The following is a 14,413-nucleotide window of genomic DNA, read 5'->3' as shown; positions in this document are numbered from 1 at the left end:
GGAGTGAGGGACGTGGCGGACATGGAGGGCCAGGTGGCCCTGGTCACGGGCGGCGTGCGCGGCATCGGGCTGGCGATCAGCGACCGGCTGGCCGCGCGAGGGGTGAAGGTCGCCGCCGGGTACTCGCGGGACGCCGAGTCCGCGAAGCGGTTCTGCGACGCCCATCCCGGCTCGACGATCCACCAGGGCAACATCGGCTCGAACGAGGACTGCGAGCGCGTCGTCGACGAGGTGCTCGAGCAGCACGGGCGCCTCGACATCCTCGTCAACAACGCCGGCATCACCGCCGACAAGACGGTGCGCAAGATGACGGTCGACGACTGGGACCGCGTGGTGCAGGTGAACCTGTCCGGCGCGTTCTACCTCTCCCGGGCGATCCTGCAGCACATGCTCGACCGCGGCAGCGGCCGCATCATCAACATCAGCTCGATCATCGGCGAGTCCGGCAACATCGGGCAGGCCAACTACTCGGCGGCGAAGGCGGGCCTGTTCGGCCTGACGATGAGCCTGGCGCAGGAGACCGCCCGCAAGGGCATCACCGTGAACTCCGTCGCGCCCGGCTACATCAGCACCGAGATGGTCGCCGCGGTGCCCAAGGAGGCGCTGGAGAAGGTGGTCGCCAAGATCCCGGTGGGCCGCCTCGGCGAGCCCACCGAGGTCGCGCGCGTCGTCGAGTTCCTCGCGGACCCGGACTCCGCGTTCATCACGGGCCAGGTCTACTCGGTCAACGGAGGGCAGTACATGTGAGCGAGCGGACCCGGTCCTCGGACGGGCGGCCCGGGGCCGCCCAGCGCGAGCGCGCCGAGGAGGCCGTCGACGCGGCGACCAGGGTGGTGCCCGGCGCCGACCTGGTCGGCCAGTTCGACCCCGGCTCCTTCGGCCCGGCCGTGGTGGGCATGGGGCAGCGGCTCGCCGCCTCCCCGTGGGAGACGAGCGCCGCCCTGTGGCGCTACGCGACCGGGGTGACGCAGGCCACCACCGCGGCGCTGCTGCGCGCCGCCGGCCAGGACGTCGAGGGGCCGGCCGGCACCCCGCCGAAGGACAAGCGCTTCGCCGACCCCACGTGGGAGAGCAACCCCTGGTACTGGTCGCTGCGCCAGCAGCACCTGCTCCTCGAGCGGCTCGTCGGCGACCTGGTCGGGGTCGCCGACCTCGAGCGCGGACGGCGGGAGAAGGCCGAGTTCCTCCTGCGCCAGCTCGTCGACGCGGCCGCGCCGACGAACACGCTGTGGGGCAACCCGGCCGCCCTGAAGCGGGCCTACGAGACCGGCGGGCAGAGCCTGGTCAAGGGCGCGCGCACCTTCGTCGAGGACCTCGCCACGCACGGCGGCCAGCCCCGCCAGACGGTCCCCGGCCAGTTCACCGTGGGCGAGGACCTCGCCGCGACGCCGGGCAAGGTCGTCTTCCGCAACGAGCTCATGGAGCTGATCCAGTACTCGCCGCAGACGGACCAGGTGCGGGAGATCCCGCTGCTGTTCAGCCCGCCGTGGATCAACAAGTACTACATGATGGACCTCGCCCCGGGGCGCAGCCTCGTGGAGTGGGCGGTGCAGCACGAGCTGACGGTCTTCGCGATCAGCTACCGCAACCCCGACGAGTCGATGCGGGGCGTCAGCTTCGACGACTACCTGATCTCCGGCCCGCGGCAGGCGATCGACGTCATCCAGGACATCACGGGCGCGGAGGCGGTCAACGTCATCGGCCTGTGCCTGGGCGGCACCCTGACCATGGCCACGCTGGCGTACCTGGCCTCCACCGGTGACCGCCGGGTGCGCACGGGCACGCTGCTGAACACCCTGGTCGACTTCTCCGAGCCGGGGGCGCTGGGCGTCTTCACGGACCGCTCCACCGTCGAGCGCCTCGAGCGGCGGATGGAGCGGACGGGGTTCCTGGCGGGCAACGACATGCGCGCGACGTTCGACCTGCTGCGCAGCAACGACCTGATCTGGAACTACGTCGTCAACAACTGGCTCATGGGCCAGGACCCGCCGCCGTTCGACCTGCTGGCGTGGAACGACGACTCCACCCGCATGCCCGCGGGCATGCACTCGTTCTACCTGCGCTCGTGCTACCTCGACAACGAGCTCGTGCGCGGGCAGATGGAGCTCGCCGGCCAGCGGATCGACCTCGGCGCGGTGACGGAGGACCTGTACTTCGTCGCGGCGGAGCAGGACCACATCGCCCCGTGGCGCTCGGTCTACAGGGGCGCGCTGGCGCCCAAGGGCGACGTGCGGTTCGTGCTGTCGAACTCCGGGCACATCGCCGGCGTCGTCAACCCGCCCAACCCCAAGTCGAAGCACTGGGTGCTGGAGTCCGGGGAGGTGCCGCCCGACCCGGACGAGTGGCGCGCGCGGGCCACCGAGCACCGGGCCAGCTGGTGGGAGGACTGGACGCCCTGGATCTCCGAGCGGTCGGGCGAGCTGCGCGAGCCCCCGCCGACGGGCAGCGCGCGCTACCCCGCGCAGGAGGACGCCCCCGGCAAGTACGTGCACGACCGCTGAGGGGTCGGGAGGGCCGCCAGGGGCCGGGACGGGTGCCCTGAGCACCCGTCCCGGCCCCTGCCGCTAGGAGCGGGCCACGAAGCTGCGGTAGACGCCGAGCAGGGCCTGCTGCTGCTCGGGGGTCAGGGCCGGGTCCGCGAGGATCGCCGCCTCGGTCGACGGCGGGCGGGTCGTGCCCTGGGTCGTGCCCCGGTCCGTGCGCTCGTCCGTGCGCGCGCCGCCCGCGCCGTCGGTGCCGTCCGCGCCGGGCCCGGGGGCGCCGGCGCGCGGGCGCCCTCCGAAGCCGGCCTCGGCCAGCAGCTCGTGCGCCGGGACGTCGAGCGCCGCGGCGATGGCGCCGAGCACCCGCACCGAGGGCTGGTGCAGCCCCCGCTCGACCTGGCTCAGGTAGGCGTTCGAGACCTGCGTCATCGTCGCGAGCTCGCGCAGGGAGAGGTCGGCCAGCCGCCGCTGCGCGCGGATGAACGACCCCAGCGCGGATGCCTGGGTCCGCCACGGCTCCTCGACGTCCACGCGCCCAGGATATCCCACCGGTTGACGCACCACGCAGCGGTGCGTAGTATTTCAAGCACCGGAGCCCGACGACCAGGAGGAACAGCCGTGTCCACTCCCCAGGAGCAGTACCTGCAGGTCATGCAGCAGAGCCAGGAGGCGATCCTCACCGCGGTCAACTCCTGGACCAAGACCGTCCAGGACGTCGCCAGCGGCCAGCTGGCCACCCCGGGCCAGGTCGACCCGAACCGGGTGGTGGACCAGGTCTTCGACTTCGCCGAGAAGATGCTGGAGATGCAGCGCGAGTTCGCCAAGAGCCTCATGCAGGGCGCTGCCAGCCTCACCGAGACCATGCAGCAGCGCGCCACCGAGGTGACCAGCGCCGGCGCTCGAGCCGCCGCCGAGGCCACCAGCGCGGGCACCCGCGCCGCCACCGGCGCCTGAGCGCCCCCCACCGGCGCCCGAGCGCGCCGTCCGAGCACCGCGACCGTCGCAGCGGCCCGCACCCTCGGGTGCGGGCCGGCGAGGAGGCCCTACCGTGACCGCGATCCAGAACCCCTGGTGGAGCGCGACCAGCGCCGCCAGCACGATGACCGCCCTGCAGGCGGCCTGGACCAGGACGGCGGCCGTGCCCGCCCTGCTGCTCTTCCGGTGGTCGGACGCCGCGACCGCGGTGGGTGCCGCGGTGCTCCGCTCGGCCCTGGCGACCGCTCCCGCGTGGAGCCCGCGCCAGGGTCCGGGCAGCACCGCGGCCCCCGCCGTCCGGCCCGCGCCGCAGGCCCCGCCGCGGGCGCCGGAGCCGGCGCCCGTCGTCCAGCAGGCCCTGGCCCCCATCGCGGCGCCGGCCGGGGAGCAGGCGCTCGAGCCCGCCCCTGCGACGCCCGCGCTGGAGCCCGCACCGGAGCCCGCGGCGGAGCTCACGACCGGGTCTGCGGCCGAGGCCGCCGCGCCGGCCGAGCAGCCGGCGTCCTCCGAGTCCGAGTCGGACCACTCGGACGCCGAGTCGCCGCCTCCGCCCGTCCCGCGCTGGGACGAGCTGAGCCTGGCGAGCATCCGGGCGCGCCTGCGCCGCTTCTCCCTGGAGGAGCTGCAGGACCTGCAGGCCTACGAGCGGGCCCACCCGGCCCGCCCGGCCGTGCTGTCGATGCTCCACAACCGCATCGCGGTCCTGGAGGCGGCTCAGCCGGCGGCCGAGGAGCCCGTGCCCTCCGCCTGACCGGCGGACGACGACCCGCCGCCCGGCGCGTGCCGAGTGCCGCGCCGGGCGGCGTCCCCTCGTGTGAGGATGGAACGCACGAGCGGCCCACCGGCGCCGGTGCCCTCTGCTGCGCCCCGGTGCAGGAGCGGTCGCTCGTCGGCGCAGTGCAGCAGCCGCTGCGAGCAGGGACCGCGCACCGCCGCGCGCGCCGCAGCGCGCTCACGCGAGAGGAACAGGTGAATGGTGCACTACAGCGTGTCGAAGGCCGTCGTCACGGGCGGTGCCCGAGGGCTCGGGGCCGCGATCGCCGAGCGGCTCGCCCGCGAGGGCCTGAGCGTGGCGCTGCTCGACGTCAACGAGGTGGGCGCCAAGGAGACCGCCGCGGCGATCTCCGAGGCCACCGGGTCCGAGGTCGTGGGGTTCGGGTGCGACGTCACCGACCGCGAGGACCTGCGCGACGTCTTCCGCCAGGCCGCCGACGCGCTCGGCGGGATCGACACGCTCATCGGCAACGCCGGCATCACCCGCGACCGCATGTTCCACAAGCTCACGGACGACGACTGGGACCGCGTCATCGCCGTCAACCTCACCGGCGTCTTCGACAGCCTGCGCGCCGCCGCGCCGTGGCTGCGCGCCGAGGGGCCGGGTCGCGTCGTCCTCATCTCCTCCGTCGTCGCCAAGACCGGCAACCTCGGTCAGATGAACTACATCGCCGCGAAGGCCGGTGTCATCGGGCTGGTGCGCAGCGCCGCCGTCGAGCTCGCCCGCTTCGGCACCACGGTCAACGGCATCCGGCCCGGCTTCGTCGAGTCCCCCATGACCGCGGCCATGCCGCAGGACGCCCGCGAAGCCCTGATGACGGACAACCTCCTCGGCCGCGCGGGCCAGCCGGAGGACATCGCGGGCGGCGTCGCCTACCTGTGCAGCGACGACGCCGCCTTCGTGACCGGGCAGGTGCTCGACATCAACGGCGGGTCCGTCTTCTAGTGCTGGCGCCCGGAGAGCGCCGCACGGGCTCCGTCGACGTCGACGGCCACCGCGTCGCCGTCGAGGTGCGCGGGGCAGAGGGTGCAGGGGAGCGGGCGGGCGCCCCCGGCGGGCAGCCGCCGCTGCTCCTCGTCAACGGCGTCGGCGGAGGCCGGTCGCTGTGGGAGCCGCTGCGCGCCCACCTGCCGCCCGGCACCGCGACCATCGCCTACGACGCCCCCGGGTGCGGCGCCAGCGAGCCCGCCCGGGGCCTGCTGTCCGTGCGCGGCCACGCCCGCGTCGCCGCCGCCGCCCTGGCCTGGGCCGGGGCGCGGCGGGCCGACGTGCTCGGCTTCTCCTTCGGGGGCATGGTCGCGCAGCAGCTCGCCCTCGACGCGCCCGGCAGCGTCCGCCGGCTCGTCCTCGTCGCCACGGGCCTCGGCGTCGGGTCGGTGCCCGGCAGCCCGCTGGCCTACGCGCTGCTCGCCGCGCCGCGCATGGCCGACCCCCAGTGGCTGCGCTCCGCGGCGCCCTGGGTCTTCGGGGGCCGCATCGCGCGCGCCGGGCGCGACGCGGCCCGCCACGCCGCCCACTTCGCCGAGCCCGTGCACCCGCCCTCGTACGTGGGGCAGCTGCAGGCGGCGCTGGGGTGGTCGAGCCTGCCCTGGCTCGGTCGGCTGCGGCAGCCGACCCTCGTGGTCGCCGGCGACGAGGACCCGCTGGTGCCGGCGTGCAACGCCCGCCTGCTGGCGGCGCTGATCCCCTCGGCCCGGGCGCACGTCGTGCGCGGCGGGGGCCACCTGGCCCTGGTCGACAGCCCCGAGGAGGTCGCGCCGGTGCTCACCCGCTTCCTCACCGCCGCCGCCCCCGAGCGGGTGGGCGCCGGCCGCGCGTGAAGGGGCGCCGTCCGGGCAAGGAGCGCTCGTGACCACCCGCTCAGAGCCGCTCCCGCAGCTGCCGCCCCTGCACGTGCACCGCGAGGGCACCGGCCCGGCGCTCGTGGCGCTGCCGGGCATCGGGAGCACGTGGGAGGAGTTCCGCTCCCTGCTCCCGCTGCTCGCCCGGCGCTACGACGTCCTCGCTCTCGACCTGCCCGGACAGGGCGACTCACCGCCCCTGCCTCCTGGCCGCACGTCGGACGTCGCGGGGCTGACCGACGCGGTGGAGGCGGAGCTGGACCAGCGCGGCGTGGCGCTGCCGCACGTGCTCGGCGTGTCGCTGGGGGGTCGCGTGGCCCTCGAGCTCGCCCGGCGCGGCCGCGCCCGCTCCGTGGTGGCCATCGGGCCGACGGGGCCCGTCACGCCGCCCGAGCGCGGCTTCCAGGCGGCGCTGCTCGGCCTCTCCCGCCTCGTCTACGGCGCGGCCAGCCCGGTGGCGGACCGGCTGGCGCAGCCGGCGGCGGTGCGGACCCTCGCCCTGTTCCCGCTGCGGGCGCGCGGGTGGCGGGCCTCCCCGGAGGAGGCCGCCGCGCTCGTGCGGGCGATGGGCCGGGGGGACGACTTCTGGCGCCAGCTGCGCTGGGCGATCCTCCCCGAGGGCCAGCTGGACTACCGCGCGGTGCGCTGCCCCGTGCGGATCGCCCAGGGATCCGCCGACGTGCTCTCCCTGGGCCAGGCGCTGCGGCTCGCGGCGCTCGTGCCGGGCGCCCGCTTCTCGTGGCTGCCCTTCGCCGGCCACAGCAGCGTCGGGGACGTGCCCGAGCAGGTGGCGGCGCTCGTCGACGACGCGGCCGCGGCCGCCGACGAGCCGCCCGTGCAGCAGGCGCAGCAGGCGCCGGGCGAGCCGGACGCCGCCGGGGTCAGCGGCGAGCGGCCCTGAGCGCCAGCCCCGCGGCCCCCGCGACCGCCGCCACCGGCAGGGCGCGCCCGAGCGGGCTCAGCCGCGCCCTGGTGTAGAGGCTGCGGCGCAGGGCGGAGTCGCCGAAGCCGTCCTGCGCGGTGGCGAACCCGTCGAGGGGGGCGAAGAGGTTGTCCGGTGCGTCCGCCGGCTTCGGCTGCCCGGTGTCGTGCGCCTCGAAGCCGAAGCGGACCAGGAGCGCGTCGAGCAGGCGGGGGGCCACCTTCTCGCCGACGACCATCGCCTTGGCCGCCGCGCCGACGACGATGTCGCGGGTCGGGTGCTCCACGGCGTGCAGGATCGCCTCCACGACGACGTCCGGCTGGTAGACCGGCGGCGGCGCCACGGGCTTGACGCCCAGCTTGGTGCGGGCCTGGTCGAACAGCGGGGTGTTGATCGTCGCGGGCATGATCTGCGTGACGCTGATCGGGACCCCGGAGCGCTGCACCTCCATGCGCAGCACCTCCAGGAACCCGTCGACGGCGTGCTTGGAGGCGATGTAGGCGCTCTGCAGCGGCACGCCGCGCTTGGCGCCCATCGACGTGACGTGCACCAGGGCGCCGCGGCCCTCCCGGCGCAGGTGCGGCAGCGCGGCGGCGGCGCCGTGCACCTGCCCCATCAGGTTGACGTCGACGACGCGGGCGAACTCCTCCGGCGTCGTGTCCTCGAAGGCCGCGAACAGGGCGACGCCCGCCAGGTGCACCCAGCTGTCGAGGCGGCCGTGCTCGGCGGCCGCGCGGTCCGCGACCGCGCGCACCTGGGCGGGGTCGGTCACGTCGGCGACGACGGCGGTCGCGGTGCCGCCGCCCGCGGTGATCTCCTCGACGAGGGAGCGCAGGGCGCCCTCCCGGCGGGCGGAGACGACGACCGTCGCGCCGCGGCGGGCCAGGGCGAGCGCCGCGGCGCGGCCGATGCCGCTGGAGGCGCCCATGACGACGACGACCTGGTCGGAGACGGGCTTGAGCTCGATGCGCACCGGCGTCCCGTACCCGGCTGGGGCGGCTGGACACCGCACGGGCCGGGTGACCGCCAGGAGGCGCTGCTGACCGGCGCCGTGGTCGGGTGACCGGTGCGAGGCTGCGTCAGCAGCCGACCAACGGGAGTGTCGGGGTGACAGGATTTGAACCTGCGGCCTCTTCGTCCCGAACGAAGCGCGCTACCAAGCTGCGCCACACCCCGTGGAGCGCGACCACTCTAGCCGAGCGGGTCAGGTGCGGGCGACGAGGGTGAGCAGGGTGGCCTCCGGCGGGCACGCGAAGCGCACGCGCGCGTACGGGGAGGTGCCGAGGCCGGCGCTGACGTGCAGCCACGTGCTCGCGCGGCCGCGCTGCCAGCGGTGCAGGCCCTTCGCGTGCGAGCGGGGCAGGTCGCAGTTGGTCACGAGCGCGCCGAAGCCCGGCACGCACAGCTGCCCGCCGTGGGTGTGCCCGGCCAGCAGCAGGTCGCACCCGTCGGCGGTCATCGCGTCCAGCACCCGCCGGTAGGGGGCGTGGGCGACGCCCACGGTGAGGTCGGCGTCCGGGTCGGCGGGGCCGGCGACGTCCAGGTACCGGTCGAGGCCGAGGTGGGGGTCGTCCACGCCGACGAGGTCCACGCGCCGTCCGGCGACCGACAGGCGCGCCCGGGCGTTGGTCAGGTCCGCCCAGCCTGCGGCGCTCAGAGCGGCGACGAGGTCACCGGTGGGCAGCGGCTCGCGCCGGCGGTCCTGGCGCGAGGGGCCGAGCAGGTACTGCGCCGGGTTCGCGGGCCGGGGCCCGAAGTAGTCGTTGGAGCCGAGGACGAACGCGCCGGGGCGCGCCAGCAGCGGCTCCAGGGCCTCCAGGGCCACCGGGACGGCGGCCGCGGAGGCGAGGTTGTCCCCGGTGTCGACGACGAGGTCCGGCTCGAGGTCGGCGAGGGCCCGCACCCAGGCGACCTCGCGACGGCGCGCGGGGGTCAGGTGCAGGTCCGACAGGTGCAGCACCGTCATCGGCGCCTGCCCCGGGCGCAGGACGGGCGCGCTGGCTCGCCGCAGTCGGTAGGAGCCCACCTCCACGCCGGCGCCCCAGGCCAGGCACCCGGCGGCGGCGGCGCCCAGCGCGGCCAGGGACGTCGTGGTGCGGCTGCTCACGCCCCTCATCCTGGCGGGCGCTCCGAGGTCGCGCTCAGAGGCTGCGGGCGGAAGCTGCGTCGGCGGGCCGCGCTGAGAGACTGCGCGGCATGGCGGACGACCGGCTCCAGGACAGGCTGCGCGAGGACCTGACCACCGCGATGCGCGAGAAGGACGACCTGCGCAGGGCGACGCTGCGCATGGCGCTGACGGCCGTCAAGGCCGCCGAGGTGGCGGGGGACTCCCCGCGCGAGCTGTCGCAGGAGGAGGTGCTCGCGGTGCTGCGCACCGAGGCCAAGAAGCGCCGCGAGGCCGCCGACGCGTTCGCCGGCGCCGGGCGCGCGGACCAGGCCGAGCGCGAGCGCGCGGAGGAGGCGGTGCTGACCTCCTACCTGCCCGCGCAGCTGTCCGACGAGCAGCTGCGCGCGCTGGTGGCCGAGGAGGTCGCCGCGGCGGCCTCGGCCGGGAGGACCGGGAGAGCGGCCATGGGCGCCGTCATGGGCGCCGTCCGCCCTCGCGCCGGTGCGCAGGTGGACGGCGCGCGGCTGGCCGCCGAGGTGCGCCGCCAGCTGCAGGGCTGAGGGCGCCGGTCCCGCTGTCGGCCCCGCTGCCGGCTCCGCCGTCAGCCCTGCGCGTCCTCGGCGGGAGGCTCGGCGGGGGGCTCGGCCGGCTGCTCGGGCGCGGGCTCCGGCGCCGGGGCCTGCTCCTCGACCGGAGCGGGCTCGGGCTCGGGCGCGACCGCCTCCTGCACGGGGACCTCCTGCGCCGGCGCCGGCGCCGCCGCCGGGCGGCCACCACCACCGCCGTCGCCGCCGCCGCCGGTGCTGTGGCGCGTCGGGCGCGAGGGCGTCTCGGACCCCGACTCGGGGTCCGACCCGGACGCGGCCTGCCGCTCGGGCGCCGCGGTCGACCGGCCGATCATCGCCGGCGGCGGGTCCGTGAAGGGAAGCGCCGGAGCGCCCGCCAGCGCGCGGTCGGAGTACGCCTTCCACATGGGCGCGGCGATGGTGCCCCCGTACATGGGGCTGCGGCGCTGGCCCGCGATGACCGCGCCGTCGAGGGACGCGCTCTCCCCGGGGTAGCCGATCCACACCGACGTGGCCAGCTGCGGGGTGTAGCCGGTGAACCACGTCGCGACGCTCTGGTTCGTCGTCCCGGTCTTGCCGGCCGCCACCCGGCCCTCCAGGCCGTGGCCGCGGGCCGTGCCGCGCACGAGCGTCTCCTTGAGCGCGTACGTGACGCCGTTGGCGACCTCGGGGCTGATCGCCTGCCGGCACTGCGGGGCCGGGACGGGCAGCTCCGCGCCGTCCGGGTCGCTCACGCGCACGACGGCCGTGGGCGTGCAGTGCGTGCCCTGCGCGGCGAAGGTGGCGTACATGCTCGCCATGGTCAGCGGGGCGACCTCGTAGCCGCCGAGCACGAGGCTGGGGTACGGCGCGAGGGGCTCCCCGCTCTGGGCCTGGTGCACCCCGAGGCTGCTGGCCATCGCCTGCACGTCGCACATCTGGAGCCGGTTCTCCATCGCCGCGTAGGCGGTGTTGATGGAGCGGTACGTCGCCTCGACCACCGGCAGGCGCCCTCCGACGACCCCGCTGTCGCCGGCGTTGCGCACCGTCCAGGTGTCGAGGTAGGGCCCCTGCGCGCAGGCGCCGAGCGTCCAAGAGCTGGGGGGCCAGACCTTCGTGCGCGGCGCCTCGACGCTCTCCATCAGGGTGTTGCCGGCGGCCAGCCACTGCGCGAGGACGATCGGCTTGGCGTTCGAGCCCGGCTGGAAGCCGTGCGAGCCGCCCATGGCGTAGTCGACGTTGTAGTTGATGGAGGTGCCGCCCGTGGTGCTCTCCGAGCGGGGGTCGAAGGCGCGGTTCTGCGCCATCGCGAGGATCTTGCCGGTGCCGGGCTCGACCGAGACGATCGAGGCGCCGACGCCCGCGCCGTCGTCCGGCACGAAGCCGTTGACCTCCTGGACGGCGGCGTCCTGCTTGGCGCGGTCGAGCGTCGTGGTGACCTCGAGCCCGCCGCGGTAGAGCACGCGGGTGCGCTCGGCGCGGTCCTCCCCGAAGGCGGGGTCCTCCAGCAGGGTCTCGACGACGTAGTCGCAGAAGAACCCCGCGCCCCCGGCCTGCACGCAGCCGTTGGGCGTCTCCTGCACGTCCAGCTGCGCCTCCAGCGGCACCGCGACGGCCTCGTCGTGCTGGGCCTGGTCGATGGCGCCCGTCGCCAGCATCCGGCCGAGGACGACGTCGCGACGGGCCCGGGAGTCCTGGGGGTTGTTCACCGGGTCGTAGCCGGTGGGGTTCTGCACGATGCCGGCCAGCAGCGCGGCGTCCGGCAGCGAGAGGTCCTTGGCGGACTTGTTGAACCAGTGCCGGCTGGCGGCCTCGACGCCGTACTGGCCGCCGGCGAAGTTCGCGATGTTGAGGTAGCGCTCGAGGATCTCCTCCTTGCTCAGGCGCTGCTCCGCCGCGATCGCGAGCTTGACCTCGCGCAGCTTGCGCGTGTAGCCCTCGATGCCGCTGCGCTGGGTCGCGTCCGCGAAGGCCGCCTGGCGCTCCTCCAGCGACGCGCCCGGGGGCAGCTGCGAGAGGGCCTGCTCCACCTGCACGTTCTTGATCCACTGCTGGGTGAGGGTCGAGGCGCCCTGGACGTCGTCGCTGTTGAGGTTCTGCACGAACGCCCGGGTCATGCCCTGCGGGTCGACGCCGCCGTGCTGGAAGAAGCGGGAGTCCTCGACGGCGACGACCGCGGACTGCACGAGCGGGGACATCTCGGACAGGGGCACCACGACGCGGTTCTCGTAGTAGAAGGTCGCCATCAGCGAGCCGTCCGCGTAGAGGATGCGCGACTGCTGGGACAGCGGCTGCTCCTCGAGCTCGGCGGGCAGGCTGTCGAACAGCTCGACCGTGCCCTTGGTCGCCGTGCCCGCCACCGCCACCGCCGGCAGGACCAGCCCGGCCGCCATCACGCCCGCGCCCACGCTCGCCGCCAGGAAGCCGGCCAGCAGCTTGGCCGTGCGGTGCGTCGTGCGGTGCGTCGTGCGGCGCCCGGACGCGCCGGGGGCCGTGCGGGGAGCCGGACGGGACCCCGGGGAGCCGCCCGCCGCCGCGGGGCCGGAGGGGTCGGGGGGCGTGCTGGACGTGGGGGCGGGAGGCCGCTGCGCCATGTCACGAGGGTACGGCCGCACGGCCGTGCCGGCTGACATCACGCACCGTAATCGCTTGGTGACTAGTTACAGGTAGTCACAGGATAGTCACAGAATGGTCCGGTCGAGCCGTGGGCGCGGCGAGAGGACCGACCTAGCGTCATCCGCGTCACTTGGTCCGGTTTCCCCCGGATCAGCCGATCCGGGGCCGCGAGCCGGCGCCGGGCCGGGTGACCGGCGGCCCTTCCCCCCGCCGGAGACCGACGAGAGGTACGACATGCTGCTCGAGCCGCCGCAGTGGACGACCCAGGCCGCCTGCCGCCAGAGCGACCCCGACGCCCTGTTCGTCCAGGGTGCGGAGCAGAACAAGGCCAAGATCGTCTGCAAGGCCTGCCCGGTGCGCACCGAGTGCCTGGCCGACGCGCTCGACAACCGCATCGAGTTCGGCGTCTGGGGCGGCATGACCGAGCGCGAGCGCCGCGCGGTGCTCAAGCGCCGTCCCAACGTGACGTCCTGGCGCCGGCTGCTGGAGACCGCCCGCGCCGAGCACGAGCGCGCCGCCGCCGAGGCCGACCGCGCCGCCGCCGAGGCCGACCGCGCCGGCGCGGCCAGCACCGTCCGCACCGCCTGAGCAGCGCCTGAGCAGCACTCGGCCGTGAGGGGCCGGGGACCCCCGCCGCCGGCCGCCGCGCGCTCCCGCCCGCCACTAGGCTCGCGCGCATGGCCAAGTGGGAGTACCTGACGGCGCCGCTGATCGTGCACAGCACCAAGGCGATCCTCGACAACTTCGGCGACGAGGGCTGGGAGCTCGTGCAGGTCGTGCCGGGCCCGAACGGGCAGGGGCTGGTGGCCTACCTCAAGCGCGAGAAGGCGTGAGCACCCCGGCGCATCGCCTCGCCGGGCTCGGGCTGGCGCTGCCGAGCCCGCCGGCGCCCGTCGCGGCGTACGTGCGGGCGGTGCGCACGGGGTCCCTCCTCTTCACCTCCGGGCAGCTGCCCTTCGTGGACGGCGCCCTGGAGGTCACCGGCCAGGTCGCCGAGGGCTCGGACCAGGTGCCTCCCGAGCGCGCCCGCGAGCTCGCCGCCACGGCGGCCCTCAACGCCCTCGCCGTCGTCGCCGCCGAGGTCGGCGGGCTGGAGCGGGTGCGCGCGGTCAAGCTCGTCGGCTACGTCGCCAGCGCGCCCGGGTTCACGGGCCAGCCCGGCGTCGTCGACGGCGCGAGCCGGCTGCTCCTCGACGTCCTCGGCGAGGCCGGGCGCCACGCGCGCAGCGCCGTCGGCGTCGCGTCGCTGCCGCTGGGCGCCCCGGTGGAGGTCGAGCTCGTCGTCGAGGTCGCCGACGGCTCGTGAGCCGCCGGTGACGCAGGCCCGCGCCACCCGCGTCCTCGCCCCGAACCCGGGGCCGATGACGCTGGAGGGCACGAACACCTGGGTGCTGCACGCCCCCGGCGCGCCCGGCGCCGTGGTGGTCGACCCCGGTCCGGACGACGCGGCGCACCGGCGCGCCGTCCTCGACGCCGTCGCGGCCCGCGGCGCGGTGCTCGCGCGGGTGCTGCTGACCCACGGCCACCCCGACCACGCCGACGGCGTCCCGGGCCTGCTCGCGGCCGCGCGCCTGCCCCCGCACCCGCGGGCCCCCGCGCCGGGGGAGGGGGAGGTCCTCACCGGCGGGGCGCTCGGCGGCCTGGACCTGCGGGTGCTCGCCACGCCGGGCCACACGAGCGACTCGCGCTGCTACCTCCTGCTGGGGGCGGGCGGGGAGCCTGACCGGCTGCTCACGGGCGACACCGTGCTGGGCCGCGGCAGCAGCGTCGTCGCCGCCCCCGACGGCCGGCTCGGGCCGCACCTGGCGTCCCTGCGCCGCCTGCTGGACCTCGCGCGCGAGCGCCCGGACCTGGTGCTCCTGCCCGGGCACGGGCCCGTGCGCACCGGCGCCGCCGCCGTGCTCGAGGAGCTGCTGGAGCACCGCGCGCGGCGGCTGGAGCAGGTACGCCGGGCCCTCGCGGCCGGCGCGCGCACGCCGGCCGCCCTCGTCGCGGCGGTCTACCCCGAGCTCGCGGACCAGCCCGTCCTGCGCGCCGCGGCCGAGCGGACGGCGGCCGCGGCGCTGGAGCACCTGGCGGAGCAGGAGCGCTCCGCGCGGCGGGGCGGCGCGGCGCCGCCCGACCCGTGATCGCCGGGAACCGCTCCGGG

The 14,413-nt window shown here is 76.0% G+C and carries 16 protein-coding genes and 1 tRNA gene; 12 read left to right on the top strand and 5 right to left on the bottom strand.

From position 1 onward, the window contains the following. The first annotated feature begins 21 nt into the window (after positions 1-21). Together BLS82_RS04805 and BLS82_RS04800 are read left to right on the top strand one after the other, a co-directional pair. Positions 22-747 carry a beta-ketoacyl-ACP reductase gene (locus BLS82_RS04805; RefSeq protein WP_092862793.1) on the top strand — a complete coding sequence of 242 codons (726 nt, stop codon included), beginning with the start codon at positions 22-24 and terminating at the stop codon, positions 745-747. Beyond that, on the top strand, positions 744-2,501 hold the full coding sequence (locus BLS82_RS04800) for a PHA/PHB synthase family protein (RefSeq protein WP_218123559.1): 1,758 nt from the start codon (positions 744-746) through the stop codon (positions 2,499-2,501). Before BLS82_RS04805 ends, BLS82_RS04800 begins: the two co-directional genes overlap by 4 nt. 63 nt (positions 2,502-2,564) lie before the next feature. Here the strand turns inward: BLS82_RS04800 and BLS82_RS04795 are convergent, their stop codons facing one another. After that, complete coding sequence (locus BLS82_RS04795; protein WP_218123557.1) at positions 2,565-3,014, bottom strand: helix-turn-helix domain-containing protein; 450 nt, start codon at positions 3,012-3,014, stop codon at positions 2,565-2,567. A gap of 87 nt (positions 3,015-3,101) precedes the next feature. Here BLS82_RS04795 and BLS82_RS04790 point away from each other — a divergent pair, with 87 nt between their 5' ends. From BLS82_RS04790 to BLS82_RS04770, 5 genes are all read left to right on the top strand, one after another. Beyond that, entirely contained in the window at positions 3,102-3,437 is a 336-nt protein-coding gene (locus BLS82_RS04790) for a hypothetical protein (RefSeq protein WP_092861972.1), read from the top strand. Positions 3,438-3,531: 94 nt separating this feature from the next. Then, a complete protein-coding gene (locus BLS82_RS04785) occupies positions 3,532-4,209 on the top strand; it encodes a DUF8129 domain-containing protein (protein ID WP_092861970.1) in 678 nt (225 codons plus the stop codon). A 222-nt stretch (positions 4,210-4,431) separates the two neighbouring features. Further along, a complete protein-coding gene (gene fabG / locus BLS82_RS04780; protein ID WP_092861968.1) occupies positions 4,432-5,178 on the top strand; it encodes a 3-oxoacyl-ACP reductase FabG in 747 nt (248 codons plus the stop codon). Further along, positions 5,178-6,053: an alpha/beta fold hydrolase gene (locus BLS82_RS04775; protein WP_176818926.1), complete on the top strand. Its 876-nt coding sequence runs from the start codon at positions 5,178-5,180 to the stop codon at positions 6,051-6,053. Before fabG ends, BLS82_RS04775 begins: the two co-directional genes overlap by 1 nt. A 28-nt stretch (positions 6,054-6,081) precedes the next feature. Beyond that, positions 6,082-6,975 carry an alpha/beta fold hydrolase gene (locus tag BLS82_RS04770; RefSeq protein WP_092861964.1) on the top strand — a complete coding sequence of 298 codons (894 nt, stop codon included), beginning with the start codon at positions 6,082-6,084 and terminating at the stop codon, positions 6,973-6,975. On the opposite strand, the gene BLS82_RS04765 is transcribed toward BLS82_RS04770, so the two are convergent. The 3 genes from BLS82_RS04765 to BLS82_RS04755 all read right to left on the bottom strand — a co-directional run bounded on the left by BLS82_RS04765 (position 6,956) and on the right by BLS82_RS04755 (position 9,112). Next, on the bottom strand, positions 6,956-7,963 hold the full coding sequence (locus tag BLS82_RS04765; protein ID WP_369811042.1) for an SDR family oxidoreductase: 1,008 nt from the start codon (positions 7,961-7,963) through the stop codon (positions 6,956-6,958). The two genes, BLS82_RS04770 and BLS82_RS04765, sit on opposite strands and share 20 nt — an antisense overlap. A 135-nt stretch (positions 7,964-8,098) precedes the next feature. Beyond that, a tRNA-Pro gene (locus BLS82_RS04760) sits at positions 8,099-8,172 on the bottom strand. A gap of 28 nt (positions 8,173-8,200) precedes the next feature. Next, positions 8,201-9,112 (bottom strand): metallophosphoesterase, encoded by a 912-nt coding sequence (locus BLS82_RS04755; protein ID WP_092861960.1) that lies wholly within the window; start codon positions 9,110-9,112, stop codon positions 8,201-8,203. Positions 9,113-9,192: 80 nt separating this feature from the next. Here BLS82_RS04755 and BLS82_RS04750 point away from each other — a divergent pair, with 80 nt between their 5' ends. Further along, a complete protein-coding gene (locus BLS82_RS04750) occupies positions 9,193-9,663 on the top strand; it encodes a GatB/YqeY domain-containing protein (protein WP_092861958.1) in 471 nt (156 codons plus the stop codon). 41 nt (positions 9,664-9,704) lie between these two features. Here BLS82_RS04750 and BLS82_RS04745 read toward each other — a convergent pair whose 3' ends face one another. Then, positions 9,705-12,242: a transglycosylase domain-containing protein gene (locus BLS82_RS04745; protein ID WP_143028740.1), complete on the bottom strand. Its 2,538-nt coding sequence runs from the start codon at positions 12,240-12,242 to the stop codon at positions 9,705-9,707. Positions 12,243-12,498: 256 nt separating this feature from the next. Here BLS82_RS04745 and BLS82_RS16580 point away from each other — a divergent pair, with 256 nt between their 5' ends. From BLS82_RS16580 to BLS82_RS04725, 4 genes are all read left to right on the top strand, one after another. After that, on the top strand, positions 12,499-12,852 hold the full coding sequence (locus tag BLS82_RS16580) for a WhiB family transcriptional regulator (protein ID WP_092861954.1): 354 nt from the start codon (positions 12,499-12,501) through the stop codon (positions 12,850-12,852). Between the two features lie 89 nt (positions 12,853-12,941). Continuing rightward, a complete protein-coding gene (locus BLS82_RS15585; protein ID WP_092861952.1) occupies positions 12,942-13,097 on the top strand; it encodes a DUF4177 domain-containing protein in 156 nt (51 codons plus the stop codon). Continuing rightward, positions 13,094-13,570 carry a RidA family protein gene (locus BLS82_RS04730; protein WP_092861950.1) on the top strand — a complete coding sequence of 159 codons (477 nt, stop codon included), beginning with the start codon at positions 13,094-13,096 and terminating at the stop codon, positions 13,568-13,570. Before BLS82_RS15585 ends, BLS82_RS04730 begins: the two co-directional genes overlap by 4 nt. 7 nt (positions 13,571-13,577) lie before the next feature. Beyond that, complete coding sequence (locus BLS82_RS04725; protein WP_218123556.1) at positions 13,578-14,393, top strand: MBL fold metallo-hydrolase; 816 nt, start codon at positions 13,578-13,580, stop codon at positions 14,391-14,393. Positions 14,394-14,413 lie beyond the last annotated feature (20 nt).

The sequence above is a fragment of the Quadrisphaera sp. DSM 44207 genome (assembly GCF_900101335.1).
In the GTDB taxonomy this organism is placed as follows: domain Bacteria; phylum Actinomycetota; class Actinomycetes; order Actinomycetales; family Quadrisphaeraceae; genus DSM-44207.
The sequence above is the reverse complement of the archived record's forward strand: the minus strand, read 5'-3'. Positions and strand labels throughout refer to the sequence as shown.

Coding starts and splice junctions, on each gene's coding strand:
- BLS82_RS04805 (WP_092862793.1), top strand. CDS start 22: ATGGAGGGCCAGGTGGCCCTGGTCACGGGCGGCGTGCGCGGCATCGGG.
- fabG (WP_092861968.1), top strand. CDS start 4,432: ATGGTGCACTACAGCGTGTCGAAGGCCGTCGTCACGGGCGGTGCCCGA.
- BLS82_RS04755 (WP_092861960.1), bottom strand. CDS start 9,112: ATGAGGGGCGTGAGCAGCCGCACCACGACGTCCCTGGCCGCGCTGGGC.
- BLS82_RS04750 (WP_092861958.1), top strand. CDS start 9,193: ATGGCGGACGACCGGCTCCAGGACAGGCTGCGCGAGGACCTGACCACC.
- BLS82_RS04745 (WP_143028740.1), bottom strand. CDS start 12,242: ATGGCGCAGCGGCCTCCCGCCCCCACGTCCAGCACGCCCCCCGACCCC.
- BLS82_RS16580 (WP_092861954.1), top strand. CDS start 12,499: ATGCTGCTCGAGCCGCCGCAGTGGACGACCCAGGCCGCCTGCCGCCAG.
- BLS82_RS15585 (WP_092861952.1), top strand. CDS start 12,942: ATGGCCAAGTGGGAGTACCTGACGGCGCCGCTGATCGTGCACAGCACC.